Below are 14,562 nucleotides of genomic sequence, written 5' to 3'. Positions count from 1 at the left end.
GATTCACCTCTCGGTAATGGAGTGATCCAAGTGAAAAAGCATCTTTTATTGGCCTCGGTCAGCGTTATCGCGGCCTTGGCGGCATCCGCCGCATTCGCGGACGACATCAACAATCAGGCCAACATCAATCAGACCGGCACCAACGGCCAGGCCACCATCAATCAGACAGGCACCGGGAACATCGCCGGAACTGCCGATCCGTCGGTCGCTCCATCGATCAGCAACTCTCTCGTCCAGAGCGGCAATCTCAATTCGCTGACCGTCACGCAGTCGGGCAACAAGAACACCTTCCAGGGTGTTGCCACCGATGGAACACCTGGCTCGCTGGTACAGTCGGGCAAAAACAATCAGGCGAACATCACCCAGGGCGGCGACAATGGTACCGTCACGCTGTCGCAGAAGGGTAACGGCAACTCGACCGAGGCTTCGCAGGACTCCGGCTCAAACCTTCAGACCACGATCACCCAGAAGGGCACCAACAACACGCTGGAATCAACGCAATCCGGCACCGGCAGCAGCGTCACCTTCAGCCAGAAGGGCGCCGCCAGCAACATTAGCAGCAGCCAGAATGGCGACAGCGATTCGATCTCCGTGACCCAGAGCAATGGCGGATCAGCGATCGATGGCCATAGCGCTCGCACCATTCAGCTCGGCAACAGCAACACCATCTCGTTGACTCAGACGGGCTCCTTCAACAACGCCAGCGCCGCCCAAATGGGCAACAACAACAGCGTTACGTCAACGCAGCAAAAGTCTGGCAACACGTTCGAGACGACGCAAACCGGCAACAACAATATCGCCACCAACGATCAAACAAAGAGCACCTCAAGCTTCCTGCTGAGCGGTGCCCAAACCGGTAACGGCAACACTCTGACTAACATCCAATCTGGTGACTACCAGACCGCAACCGTTCAGCAGATCGGTGACGCCAACACCGTCTTCAACCAGCAGACGGGCATGTCGAAACAGAGCGGCAACACCGTCATCATCAATCAGGGCTCGCTGGGCGCAACCTCGAACCAGGGTTCTGTTACGCTTTCTCAGACTGGCGACAACCTGACCCTGTCGGTCTCGCAGGCCGGCACGGCTAACTCGGTCACCTCAACCCAGTCGAACATTCGCAGCACGGCTGAGGTGTCTCAGACTGGCGATCACAACTCGTTCAGCAACAATCAGATCGGCAAGAACGACTACGCGGGTGGTCTGCCGTTCATGATCGGCTCGACGGGCATTCCGACCCAGGCTGCACAGATCGGCAGCAACAACAAGGCGACCAACACCCAGGCTGGCAACAACGAGAGCTTCATTTTCGGCCAGAATGGCAATGGCAACGTGATCTCGAACAGCCAATCGACGGCTCGCTCTTCGCTCACGGCCATGCAGGTCGGCGACAGCAATAACATCAACAGCAACCAGTTCGGCTCCGGCTCACAGACTGCGATCGTGACTCAGGCCGGTAACGGCAATCAGCTGACCAGCACCCAGACCTCGCCAGACGCGATGCTGAATGCCTCGCAAACCGGCACCAGCAATATTGTCAGCTCCACCCAGAGCGGCGGCAAGACACTGGTTGCCAACATCACGCAGAACGGCGGCAGCAACATTGTCACCAACACGCAGAGCGGCCACACCAACAACGCAAGTGCTGTACAAACTGGCAATGGCAACAGCATTACGTCGGCGCAAGCCAAGTCTGGCAACAGCTTCGACACGAACCAGAATGGCGACAACAACGTCATCAACAGCGACCAGACACAAAGCACCTCGAGCTTTCTGCTGACCGGCAATACAGCAATTGGCCAACAGGGCAACGGCAACACGCTGACCAACATCCAGGCTGGAGATGATCAGACTGCTCGCGTTCAGCAGTTCGGCGACGGGAACAACGTCTTCACTCAGCAGACGGGCATGTCCAAACAGAGCGGCAACACTGTCTCCATCGATCAAGGCTCGCTGGGCGCGGCCTCGAACCAAGGTACGGTTTTGCTGTCTCAGCTTGGCGACAACCTGACCCTGTCGATCTCGCAGGCCGGAACCGCCAACTCGTTCAGCTCAAGCCAGTCGAACGTTGGCAGCACGATTGAGGTGTCTCAGACCGGCGATCACAACTCGTTCAGCAACACTCAGTTTGGCGCGAACGACTACACGGGTGGCCAATTGTTCGGCCCGGGCATTCCGACTCAGGCTGCACAGACCGGCAGCGGCAACATCGTGAACAGCACCCAGGCTGGCAATAACGAGAGCTTCATTCTCAGCCAGAATGGCAATGGCAACGTGATCACGAATGGCCAGTCGACTGTTGGCTCTTCGTTCACCGCCATGCAAACCGGCAACGGCAACAACATCAACAACAACCAGTTTGGCACCGGATCGCAGACCGCGATCGCGACCCAGATCGGTAATGGCAATCAGCTCACCAACAACCAGAGCTCACCTGACGCGATGCTGATCACTGCGCAGAACGGCAACAACAACATCATCAACTCCACCCAGAACGGTGGCGTGATGCTGGTTGCCAACATTACGCAGAACGGCAGCAACAACGTCGTCAACGGCATGCAGTCCGGCAGCAACAACAGCGCGACCGTGACTCAGTACGGCAACATGAACAGCGCCGCTTACACGCAGTCGGGCACTGGCAACACCGTGAACATCACTCAGGGCAAACACTGAGTGCAGAAATCGAGGGAGGGGTCTCACGCCCCTCCCTCGTCTATTTGTTCGTCGAAATTCAATTTGAAAGTTTTGCAACGGTTATTCGTCGCGAATAAGACAGTTATATTTCAGTTTTACTTCATAATCACTTCAGTAAGATTAAATTTTACTTTAATTGCGACGATATGACCTCTTTACATTGCAGTTTATACTTACGCGTGGTTTAGCATTTACCGGGCGTTAAGGACGTGCCGGGGCTGGCTTGGCTGTTTTGACGCTTGAAGGCGGGAGGAAATTCCACCTCCCGGTAACGGAGTCATTCAATGAAAAAGCATCTTTTACTCGCCTCGGTCAGCGTCATCGCAGCCTTGGCGGCATCGGCCGCATTCGCGGACGACCTCAACAATCAGACCAACATCAACCAGACAGGCACCAACGGTGTGGTCACTATCAATCAGACCGGCAACGGCAATATCGCTGGAACTGGGACCTCGATCAGCAATTCGCTCGTTCAAAGCGGCAACCTCAATTCGCTGACCGTCACGCAGTCGGGCGACGACAACATCTTCAAGGGCGCGACGCCGAACAATCCGGCACCAGGCTCGCTGGTGCAGTCAGGCGCGAACAACACCGCCAACGTCACCCAGTCCGGCAACAGCAGCACCGTCACGCTGTCGCAGACCGGCAACGGCAACGGCGTGTTTGACGCCACGAAGGCTCTGAACTTCTCGGCGACCGGCGATGTCGACGCCATCAACCAGAGCGCCACCGCCGGTAGCACGGTCACTCTGACCCAAAACGGCAACAACAATACGTTCGGCATTGACCAGGGCGGCGCGACCAACACCATCACCGTGACGCAGGCCAACGACGGCAACGAAGCGCATGCCAGCCAGGATGCCACGTCGTCCAACGATACGATCAACCTGACGCAAAGCGGCACCGGCCCAATTGGCAACTTCGCCCTCGCATCGCAGAGTGCCGGCGCCAGCTCGACAACCACCGTCGTGCAGACTGGATCGGGCAACTCCTCGAGCACCGATCAATCATCGACCAGCAGCACGCTGTCCGTGACCCAGACCGGCGCATCAAACTCGGCTTTGGGATCGCAGTCGGGCTCCTTCGGCACCCTCTTCGTGAACCAGAGCAACGGCGGCAGCTCGCCATTCGATGGCCATCTGGCAATTTTTAGCCAGGGCGGCGGCACCGGCAATCTCCTGATCCTCAACCAGACCGGCTCGGGACAGGCGGCGAATGCCAGCCAGTTCGGCGACAGCAACAACGTCATTTCGAACCAGAGCGGCGCGGGCAACAACTTCAACACCGCCCAAAACGGCGCAAGCAACGTTGTAAGCAACACCCAGTCGGGTTCGTCCAACACCCTTATGGGCGGCATCCAGAGCGGCAACAGCAACACGCTTACCAACACTCAGGCTGGCACGAATGGTTTCGTCAGCACCGCGCAGATCGGTAACAGCAACCAGATGACGATCTTCCAGAGCAACAGCAACGGGTCTCTGGTGGCAACTCAGACCGGCAATGGCAACATCCTGAACAGCTCTCAGGCGGTTGCCAACGCTTCTCTGCTGGCAGATCAGACCGGTGACAACAACACCATCAACAGCACGCAGAACGGCTTCATGCTGGCGTCTGCAACGATTTCACAGGCCGGCAACGGCAACACTGTGAACGGCACGCAGACGGGCGGCAACAGCACCGCAACCGTTGGACAGTATGGCAACAACAACTCTGCCACCTACTTCCAGAACGGTTCGGGCAACACCGTCAACATCACTCAGGGCATCAAGCACTGATCCAACAACGACAATCGAAGGGGGCACGTTCGTGCCCCCTTCTTTTCATCGACTCGGCCTTTCGGGGGTTGATAGCGATCGCTTCAGCATCTCATTAGATCCATCACGTGGATGCCAGGAAGGAGACCCGAAAAATGCTCCGCGAACCGACCGACCAACAACGACATCAAGGCGTCTGGCGCGGCCTCGCCGCAATCTTGCTCGCGCTAACCGCCGGAGCCTTGTTGACCTGCACGAACTCTTACGCCGAGGATTCAACTGTGACCGTTCTAGCGCACGCTGCTTCTGGCCCGCTCCAATGCGAGATCCGCAAATCCGGTGCGGGGAATTCCGTGGAATTGACAGGCGCGATTACCAGCTCCACGGCCGTCGCAGGCAATTTTCGCTTCATCGTCACGAAGTCAGGTCCTTCCGGATCTTCGAATATCAATCAGGGAAACAAGTTCGATCTTGCGGCTGGATCACAAACACATGTCGGCCGTGTGACAATCAATCTCGAAACGGATGCTCACGCCGTTGTTGAATTGATCGCGACATCGAACGATGGCATCGAATGCCGCGCGCAGGCGCCACTCAATCGTTGACTTCAGCTTGTCCTGAAATATACGAACGGCTGCGAACACGGCACAAGAAGCACTTCCGCATCATTGTGGCGCTATGTGAGTTCCTGAGAATGATACGCTCTCTTCTGTTCTTTCTGCTGCTCGGCACCACCGCAGCTTCTGCACAACAGACCTCTCCCCCAGTGGCAACATCCAGTGGCGTGCAATCTGCAGCTCAGGTGGGGCAAGCCGCACCACCGAGATGCGACGAGAATTGTGTAAAGAACAATCTTAATCGGGCGAGCGAACTCTGCGCTCCGAAGATCGAAGCCAAAGCACCCAGCGACTTCGATTGGCTCTCGCGTCCAAATTCCGGCATCTTCCAACAGGCCGATCCGTCATCACCAAGCGACGCAGTCGTCCGTTTCCGAGGCGATTCCGTGCGCTTCATGGACGCTTCGAAGACCTGGGTTCGGGTGAGCTATGAGTGCGGTTTCAATGTCGAATCGCAAACAGTGGCGTACGTTAACGTGCGCGCTGGGCGTCTCGACCAGGCAAACGCGCCGACACCACCTCAAGCCGCGAATCCAACGCCACCGGTTCAAACGACCGCCGCAAACACACCTCAGCAGGCCGCGCCAGCAACAGCAAAGCCACGGCCTCGCGTCTGGGAACCAAGCCCAGTCGAAATCCAGCAGCAGTCGCCCTATCCGAAGCGTCAGTAACCCGTTGGGTTAAGATCGTTTCCAGCGCGCCACGATGGACCGCGCTGGCGGTGACGCTTATCATCCGTTCGGGATCGGCTTTATGATCACTTTCAGCCGTTCCGAACCCGACGAACGGGTTTTCCAAACGATCTTTTGAGCCGGCACTTGAATTCCATACGAGGGCGAAACGCTGCTTTCCTCCGTATGAATTTGCCATCCCGGTCCTTCCCAGGAGAGATCAAAACGTTTATCGCGCACAGTGATAACGTATCGATTATCTTCCAGACCAACACGAGCGTCTGAAGGCAAATGGAGCGGCGCGCTTAACGCATGAACGCCCTTTGCATCGATCATGTCTTCGATCGTCAGCGTCCCGGTCGAATGATCAAGCGTGATGTTTCGCTGTATTCCGACCGGATCAGTTAGCCGGCGATAACCGGAATGCTCTCCGGCGAAACGACTGGACGTACGATCCGCTGCGAACTCAAGCAGATGAGCCCGTGCATCATCGTGCAAATTCCAAAGATTATCGGGGGCATAGAGGCGATTGATTTCCTCATCGTCCACCTGCACCGTGTTATGCATGCTCGTTGATCTAAAATGATTACGTGCAGCGAAGTCAGCCGTGTAGACGTAGGAGCCAGGGTCGACCACGACGGGAACTCCCTGGAGCCACGCTTCAAAGGACAGCGCGTCGTTGTGGCCGTGACCTCCAAGACCGGCCAGTCCAACCGGGCCGCAATCGATGAAAACCTGATTTTTGGAATCGGCTAGGACAAAGACACCGCCGGCATCGAAGCGCGCGGACGTCATGGGCAAATCCTTCGCGCTCCCATCGTCCGGCACCGAATGCCAGAACAGCTCGTCACCATACGTCCCTGACCAGTTCGAACGACCGATCGTGTTCGCAATCAACCCAGGCAGATAGCGGTGATCGCTCAGCGCCTGCGTTCCCAACGGCAGGCTCCGGCCATCGTCTGCATCTCCCCAGTGGGGACTGGTCCCGTCAGGCCGGCTATAGCTTTCAGTAAAGTGGGCCATGGCCGCAAGCCGATCAGCATAGGCTTTCTCTACTGAGAGCCCTGCAGCTACACGATACCGAGCAGCCATCGTAAATAGCTCAGCGACCAAGCGGTGATAAGGCACTGACGCTTCGAAATCCACGCCGTCAGAATGGACCTGCTTGACGATTTCTTCATTGAGCGTTCGCCAGCCCTCGCGCGCCCATCGATCCGCCGCTCCTATTCCGCGAAAGAACAGTCCCGCGAACACGAGGCCAACGGCATCCGACGTCAAATGATTTCCATTGATGGTCGAGCGCTCGATGTGAACTTCGGTGAAAGCACCATGTAAATAAAGCGAGGTCAAAAACTTGTCGCGAAACGTGCGATCGCGCAAGGCTTTGGATCGCGCGAAGACATGAAAGAGCCAGGTCCATGTCTGAAGCCGAAGCGCCGGCTCCATCGTGCAGGACCAGTTGACTGAATAGGCGTACGGGTTGCTTGCAATCCAGCTTTCGAGCACAGCACGCGCACCATTGGCATAGCGCTCATCTCCGTCACTCAACAGATACGCTTGGCCGACCGGAAGGAGCCATTGCAGGCGTGAAATCTCCCAGGGAATTTTGACGTCGCTTGGCCGCCCTTTGTTGAGGTAGTTGATGGACTTGCAGAATTGAACAGGCCAGCGATCGCCGGTCTTGTAGTCCTGAAGCCAATCGATATTCGGCCCCATCTGGACTGCACCGGTGCCGAGAAGATCAATCTCGTGCTTGAGTGCGCGTTCAGCCGCTACAAGAATGATCTCCGCGCTGCCAGGAAAAGCGCGATCGTAGTCGAGGCGATCGACCAGTTCGGACCGTGCAGGATGAGGTCTGGAAGCGAGCGTTTCCCAGAGATCGTCAACAGAAGAAACACCCGCCCAGCGCGCCAACCGACGGCCGGAAATCATTCGAACAAAAGCCGGCGCCACAATGCGCTCTGACTGCATGCGCACTTCCTGGGCAAGCCGACGCACGACATAGCTCGGCGGCTTACTTCCAAGTCGCTTAAGACGATTCACGATATTCGCAGTCATGGCATCAGGCCCTGACGGCAACCTTGTTGTCCGATCCAGTAATCATACCAAGCCGTCAGATTGTAGAGTGTCCAGATCTGCAGGCTCGTGTCTGCTCGCTTCGATCGATGGTCGGCAAACAGACGCCTGATGAAATCCAGATTGAAATAGCCGCGCGCGAGAAGCTCTGAATTCATGACGGAACGCTCAACCTGAGCACCAAACGAACCTCGTAGCCAATCAGCCATTGGCGCGCCGAACCCCATCTTTTTGCGATAGATCAGCTCGTGCGGAATGAGCCCTTCAACAGCCTTCTTCAAAATATACTTGGCTTCACCGTTCTTGGTCTTCCACTCTTCGGGGATATCGAACGAAAAATCGACAAGCTCCTTGTCGAGGAAAGGCACGCGTGCCTCTAGCGAAACAGACATCGAGATCTTGTCGACGCGCATCAAGAGCAATTCCGGTAACCTGAGCCGGAACTCGGAATGGATCATACGCGTCAGCGGATCTTGACCCGGATGCGCCTGATCGAACGGCGCATAGAACGAATTAATAACGTTGAAGCTATCCGGGACGAGGTACAGCGGATCAAGGATGCCCGCATCAACCATCGTCCTGTGATGATCGCTGGACCCAAGTGCGTCATAACGGACAAGCCGATCCTTGGCCGTGTTCCAGAACACCATTGCGCCAGACCAAAAATGCTCCCGATCCTTCGCGGCGCGATCAATGATATCGGCGTAAACTGTCCATTCAGGCCGTAACGCAGAAGCGCCGACTGCCGCGTTAGCAGCCAATTGTTGAACAGGCTTGGGAAGCCTTCGGAAAGGCTGCCAATATTTCCGGTAGAGACGCTGGTAGCCCATATAGCTGGCGTAGCCGGAAAACTGTTCGTCAGAACCTTCGCCAACCTGCACGACTGTGACGCCACTCTCGCGTGCGAGCTTGGAAATGAAATACAGTGGAATACATACCCAATCCGCGAGCGGCTCATCCTGATGATGGATCAGATTTTCGAGATACCCGATCATATCCGCTTCGTTGATCAGCACTTCGTGGTGCTTGGTGTTGAAGCGGCGTGATGCGACCTTCGCGTAATCCAGCTCGTTGAGGTGCTCAAAGTCCTTAAAGCCGACGGTGAAAGTATTGAGCGGCTGATCCGTGAACTCGCTCATCAAGGCGACGTTCGTCGACGAGTCGATGCCGCCGGACAGGAAGACACCAAACGGCACGTCCGACATCATACGCCGCTCGACGGAGCCGTGCAGACGCTTGCGAATGCCCTGAACATAAAAATCTTCCAGCGCGGCCTCGCTGAGGCCAGCCACCTCAGATGGAGCGATCCCCTTTCCAGGAACCGCATCATAGTAGCGGTGCATCTTGATCCGCCCATCGGACGCGACCGTGATGTAACAGCCGGGCGGGATCTTATAGATGCCCTTGAACATGGTCATGGGCGCCGGTGTCGTCAGAAAGCTCAGGTAGTGCACCATCGCAAACGGATCGATATCGCGCGGCGCCTCCGGATGAGCGAGCAGGGCCTTGATTTCCGATGCAAAGGCGAACTGGCCATTGAAGACTGCAAAGTAAAGCGGCTTCACACCGATATTGTCGCGGACAACCACAAGAGAGTCGTCGCGAGAATCATAAAGACCAAACGCGAAGTCGCCGGAAATACGGGACAACAACCCGTCTATTCCCCACTCCTCGTAACCATGCACCAGGATTTCCGTGTCGGAGTGGTCGGTGCGGAAAACGTGCCCGGCCTGCTCTAGCGGCTTACGGAAGCTCGCATGATTATAAATCTCGCCGTTGAACGTAATCCAGACCCGGCCGTCTTCGTTCGGCATGGGTTGATTAGCTGAATTGCTCAGGTCGACGATGGACAACCGCCTATGACCAAGGCCGATATGCTCTCGCTCGGAGATCCACAAATCGCCGCCATCCGGCCCGCGATGGACCATGCAGTCACGCATCGCCTTGATGAGATCAGGCGAAACGCGACGCTGCCGTCCAAAAGCGAATACTCCTACAATTCCGCACATTGAATGGCGTCTTCCAGATCTTGAGTAAGGGCCAGCGCATTCGAATTAAGAGGAGAGTTGCCGCTGAACTTCAAAGCTCACACGGGTTGCGGCAAGTTGCTCCTCCATCGAGATTGGCCATTGGCCTCCAGCTTTGAAAGCCTCTGCCAACGCACGCAATTCTTCAAGTTGCCCTTTTTCGATGACACTTGCCTTCCAGTCGCCTGAACCGCCGACAATGGTCAGAGATTTATAATCGTCCAACGTCAACACCTTGCCGTCGACAAAGATCTCCGCCCGCTCCTTGGGGTAATCCCTAGCTCCCATGGCCGTATAGGTAAGAGTACAAACCGACCCATCCTTGTACCGGATGGTGGCTACGAAATTATCATCTCTGCGCCAGTAATCGGAGCTCGGCGAAATGGATGCCGCGCTCACTTCCGTCGGCAAGCTGCCCGTCAAGGCGTTGAACAGATCATAGATGTGGCACGCCTCTCCAATGTTGCGGCCACCTCCCTGAGGTCCATGAACCCAATGATCGCTGGGGATGTAGCCCGCATTCATCCGGTAATTGACGATCATGGGCGAAGCACGATTTGCGAGAACCCGCTTTGCCGAAATGATAGCTGGTGCAAAACGCCGGTTGAAGCCGGTCATCAACAACGGCGCTTTTTCCGTCGCGGCAAAAAACGTTTCGATCTCCGCAAGCTCCTCTTCATTGAGCGAGAGAGGCTTCTCGACGAAAACATTCTTTCCGGCACGCAGCGCCTGCATCACCATGCCGGCGTGAAGATCATGCCGCGTGGCGATCAACACCAGATCGATGTCCGGATCTGCAAGCACGGAAGCATAGTCAGTCGTGGCGGTGGCCGCACCAAACCGTTCTGCCACCGTTCGCGCCGATAAGCCCGTGCGGCTAACCACCGTACGAAGTTCATACAGGTCACTGAGCTTCTTGAGGTTCGGCAGATGCATGCCTTGGGCAAAACCACCTGCACCCACCAAAGCAATGCGAATACGCCCGCTGATAGATTTGGGGGCGTGAAGCTTCAAAGTTACCCCTCGCGCTTCTGCCCGTTCGGGGTATTTGAGCAAAACCAGCAGAGGTTTCTCTCCTGGCGCTTTCAGTGTTTCGTAGGCCGTCTCCGCGACATCGATGTCAAACGGCTCACGCATCATATTCTTGAGGGATACTCCGCCGGCCGCGATCTGGCGTAAATATTCCGCCATATTGCGATTTTCGGTCCAACGGACGTAAGCCAACGGATAGTCGTTTCCCTCCTCCTCATACACCGGGTCATAGCGCCCAGGCCCGTAAGAGGTTGAGATAAAGAAATCGATTTCCTTGGCATAAATATCGCTGCGGGCAATGTTGAGACCCACATCGCCAACCACAACAACGCGGCCTTTGCGGCGGCATGCCTGGAAAGCCTGCGCGAGAAGCTCGCTTGATTGCGAAGCTGCCGTAATGATGATTGCGTCCGCTCCGAAGCCATCCGTCAACTTGAGGATACGCTGGACGAAATCGCCGTCCTTCGCGCCAATACCGACATCAAGCCCGTTCTGACGCGCAACTTCGATTCTGCCGTCATCGATATCGCTGCCAATGACACGGCAACCGTGGGCCTTCAGCAACTGGGCGCTGATCTGGCCGAGGATGCCAAGCCCGATAACTACGACCGTTTCACCTAAAGTCGGCTGAGCACGGCGCACCCCCTGCATGGCGATCGCACCGAGCGTCACCGTCGAGGCCTCATCCATACCAAGTTTTTCAGGAACGGGCACGGTGAGGTTGACCGGCACATCGATGAGCTCAGCGTGATTGGCAATCCCCGCTCCCGCGCATGCAACGCGATCGCCGACTGCAATGCCAACCACTTCGGAGCCGACCTCAACAACAACGCCAGCCGCGGAGTACCCCGTGGGAAGCCCCGCATCGAGCCTGCCACGAATCTGCTTGTAGACGCGCATCACGCCCTGATCGCGCATCAACTGCAGCGCCTTCTTCACGTGATGAGGCTGTTTAAGGGCTCGCCGATAAAGCGGCAACGCGGACATGCGAACACCTGCAATCTCAGTTCCAACTGAGATGCATGATCGTTCGACGCGCACCAGAACGTTCTTCGAGCCGACGGTTGGGGCCGGAACGTTCTGAACGAACACCTTTCCGGAACGAACAAGAAGCTGTTTCACGTCCAGACGCCCCGTGTGTCGATAACCACTTTGCCGTCCAACAACGCGGCCGGCAGCTCGTAGTACCGACGATGGTTGACCAGCATCAACACAATATCGGCTTCGGTGACAGCGGAGAGTTCATCCTCCATAAGCGTCACGTTAGATCGCCCTGCGAGCCCATTGGGAAGCTCCTTGATATATGGCTCGGAAATCAGCAATTGCGAATTTTCCAATTCTGACAGCATGACCGCAACGTGGAGCGCCGGACTCTCGCGCAAGTCATCAACGTCGGGCTTGAAGCTCAAACCCAGCACCGCGATGCGCGGCCGCCCACCGCGATGGCTGCCGATAGCCAACTTAATTTTGTCGAGAACCCAATTCGGCTTGTTGTCATTGATCTCGCGAGCGGTTCGAATAAGTAGCGCCTGCTCCGGCGCAGCTTCGACGATGAACCAAGGATCGACAGCGATGCAATGCCCCCCGACGCCCGGTCCCGGCTGAAGAATCTTCACGCGCGGATGATGGTTCGCGAGCCGGATGAGCTCCCACACGTTTATTCCAAGCTTGTCGCAGACAAGTGAAAGCTCGTTGGCAAAGGCGATGTTGACATCACGGAACGAATTCTCCGTCAGCTTGCACATCTCAGCTGTTCGAGAATCTGTGACGAGAAGCTCTCCCTTGCAGAAGATGCGGTAAAGGGCGGCGGCGCGTTCAGAACATTCGCCGGTTATCCCGCCAATGATGCGATCATTTTCGACCAATTCGGCCAGCACGCGCCCTGGCAAAACCCGCTCGGGACAATACGCGACGGAGATGTCGGCCTCTCCTCCCCCGTTTCCAGGGAAACGCAGATCCGGACGCCGCGCTGCCATCTTCTCTATCAACATCTCCGTCGTGCCGGGAGGGGACGTTGATTCGAGAATGACAAGATTGCCCTGACGGAGTTTCGGCGCAATGGATTCCGCTGCGGCGAATACGAAAGAAAGATCCGCCGTGTTGTCATGGAATGGTGTCGGAACGGCGATGATAAATGCATCCGCCTCCTGCGGCTCGGTAGCTGCACGTAACGCTCCGCGCTGCACAACACGGGCGGTCACGGCATCAAGATCCGGCTCGATGATGTGGATCTCTCCACGATTTATCTTGTCCACGACCGACTGCTGGACATCGATACCAATAACTTTGACGCCGTTTGCCGCAAGGACCGACGCGGTTGGTAGACCGATATATCCCAGCCCAAGAACGCAGATAGATTGAAACGCGCGGTGCACTTAACTCTCCAGGACCGATCGAATGCGCGAGGCAGCAAGGCCATCACCGTAGGGATTTATTGCTTGCGCCATCGCTTGATAGTGGGCGGAATCGGTCAACAACCTCGAAGCCTCGCCGAAAATCCGATCTGCGTCGGTCCCAACCAAAATGACCGTACCCGCATTGACGGCCTCCGGTCGTTCGGTTTTCTCCCGCATCACAAGAACCGGCTTGCCGAGCGACGGCGCCTCCTCCTGCACCCCACCGGAATCCGTAATGATCAGATAAGACTGCTGCATCAGGAAAACGAAAGGCTCGTAATCCTGCGGATCGATAAGCGTTATCTGATCGTTTGCCCCAAGCAGGCGCTCGACAGGCTGGCGCACATTTGGATTTGGATGAACCGAATAGACGATTCTGACATCGTGCGCCTGAACGATGCGAAGCAGCGCGGCACAGATGTTTTCGAAGCCAATTCCAAAATTTTCTCGCCTGTGACCCGTAACAAGAATCATACGACGTCCGTCCTGGCCAACGAACGGAAACCGGCTCGCCAAAGCTGTACGGCGATCCGCAGACCCATCGATCCGCCCTCGCATGTCCAACAGAGCATCGATCACGGTATTGCCGGTCACATGAATCGACGCCTCATCGATTCCCTCAGCAATGAGGTTCAATCGCGCCTGAGGCGTTGGGGCGAAATGATATCTCGTTGCAAGCGTTGTCACGCGTCGATTCATCTCTTCCGGCCAAGGGGCATAGAGCGATCCCGATCGCAAACCAGCCTCCACATGACCAACTGGAATTTGGCGATAGAACGCGGCCAGAGACGTGGCGAGCGTGGTGGTGGTATCGCCGTGAACCAAGACGACATCCGGTTTCTCTCGATCCAGGACGCCACCTATGCCCGTCAGGATTCGCGCCGTGAGCTGATCCAGAGTCTGGTTGGGCAGCATGACGTCAAGATCGAAATCGCAAGTAATTCCAAATAGTTCTATGACCTGATCCAGGATCTCTCGATGCTGGGCCGTGACGCATACCTTCACATCTAGGCGGTTGCTCTGACGCAGTGCCGACACGACTGGGGCCATCTTGATGGCCTCCGGTCTCGTGCCGAATACAATCAATACCTTTTTCAAAGGAATACCGTTCACCGACCTGCCCAACAGAGGCAGCAATTAGCTTGCACCCGTGTGCGCAGCAAGAAAAAAATTATTGAATTCATGCACTTATAAGTAGCCGATAGGAACATTAGACCACTGGCGCAAACGAATCTCAACGGCTCTCTTGCCCTCGCGGATCGGAGTTCCGTTAAACCCAAGCCGGAGTACCGTTT

9 protein-coding genes are annotated in these 14,562 nt (G+C 56.4%); 4 read left to right on the top strand and 5 right to left on the bottom strand.

Annotation, left to right across the window (positions count from 1 at the left end):
- Nucleotides 1-30 precede the first annotated feature (30 nt).
- The 4 genes from ACZ5C3_RS01895 to ACZ5C3_RS01880 all read left to right on the top strand — a co-directional run bounded on the left by ACZ5C3_RS01895 (nucleotide 31) and on the right by ACZ5C3_RS01880 (nucleotide 5,736).
- Complete coding sequence (locus tag ACZ5C3_RS01895) at nucleotides 31-2,673, top strand: beta strand repeat-containing protein (RefSeq protein WP_464034829.1); 2,643 nt, start codon at nucleotides 31-33, stop codon at nucleotides 2,671-2,673.
- Between the two features lie 305 nt (nucleotides 2,674-2,978).
- A complete protein-coding gene (locus ACZ5C3_RS01890) occupies nucleotides 2,979-4,469 on the top strand; it encodes a beta strand repeat-containing protein (RefSeq protein ID WP_464034827.1) in 1,491 nt (496 codons plus the stop codon).
- 134 nt (nucleotides 4,470-4,603) lie between these two features.
- Nucleotides 4,604-5,053, top strand: a complete 450-nt coding sequence (gene csgH, locus ACZ5C3_RS01885) for a curli-like amyloid fiber formation chaperone CsgH (RefSeq protein WP_464044475.1) — start codon at nucleotides 4,604-4,606, stop codon at nucleotides 5,051-5,053.
- A gap of 89 nt (nucleotides 5,054-5,142) precedes the next feature.
- On the top strand, nucleotides 5,143-5,736 hold the full coding sequence (locus tag ACZ5C3_RS01880) for a hypothetical protein (protein WP_464034824.1): 594 nt from the start codon (nucleotides 5,143-5,145) through the stop codon (nucleotides 5,734-5,736).
- Nucleotides 5,737-5,796: 60 nt separating this feature from the next.
- Here ACZ5C3_RS01880 and ACZ5C3_RS01875 read toward each other — a convergent pair whose 3' ends face one another.
- Genes ACZ5C3_RS01875 through wecB form a run of 5 tightly spaced genes read right to left on the bottom strand, consistent with a single transcriptional unit; the run spans nucleotide 5,797 to nucleotide 14,380 of the window.
- Nucleotides 5,797-7,794, bottom strand: a complete 1,998-nt coding sequence (locus ACZ5C3_RS01875) for a heparinase II/III domain-containing protein (RefSeq protein WP_464034822.1) — start codon at nucleotides 7,792-7,794, stop codon at nucleotides 5,797-5,799.
- Nucleotides 7,791-9,821, bottom strand: coding sequence for an asparagine synthase (glutamine-hydrolyzing) (gene asnB / locus ACZ5C3_RS01870; protein WP_464034820.1), 2,031 nt, complete (start codon nucleotides 9,819-9,821; stop codon nucleotides 7,791-7,793). The genes ACZ5C3_RS01875 and asnB overlap by 4 nt, the downstream gene beginning before the upstream one ends.
- A 45-nt stretch (nucleotides 9,822-9,866) precedes the next feature.
- The gene (locus tag ACZ5C3_RS01865; protein ID WP_464034818.1) at nucleotides 9,867-11,993 is read right to left on the bottom strand and encodes a bi-domain-containing oxidoreductase; all 2,127 of its coding nucleotides are present in this window, start codon (nucleotides 11,991-11,993) and stop codon (nucleotides 9,867-9,869) included.
- Nucleotides 11,990-13,246: a UDP-N-acetyl-D-mannosamine dehydrogenase gene (wecC, locus tag ACZ5C3_RS01860; RefSeq protein ID WP_464034816.1), complete on the bottom strand. Its 1,257-nt coding sequence runs from the start codon at nucleotides 13,244-13,246 to the stop codon at nucleotides 11,990-11,992. The genes ACZ5C3_RS01865 and wecC overlap by 4 nt, the downstream gene beginning before the upstream one ends.
- Complete coding sequence (gene wecB / locus ACZ5C3_RS01855) at nucleotides 13,247-14,380, bottom strand: non-hydrolyzing UDP-N-acetylglucosamine 2-epimerase (RefSeq protein WP_464044474.1); 1,134 nt, start codon at nucleotides 14,378-14,380, stop codon at nucleotides 13,247-13,249.
- Nucleotides 14,381-14,562 lie beyond the last annotated feature (182 nt).

Source organism: Afipia dichlorophenoxyacetatis, from assembly GCF_055386385.1.
This window is presented reverse-complemented; position numbering and strand designations above follow the sequence as displayed.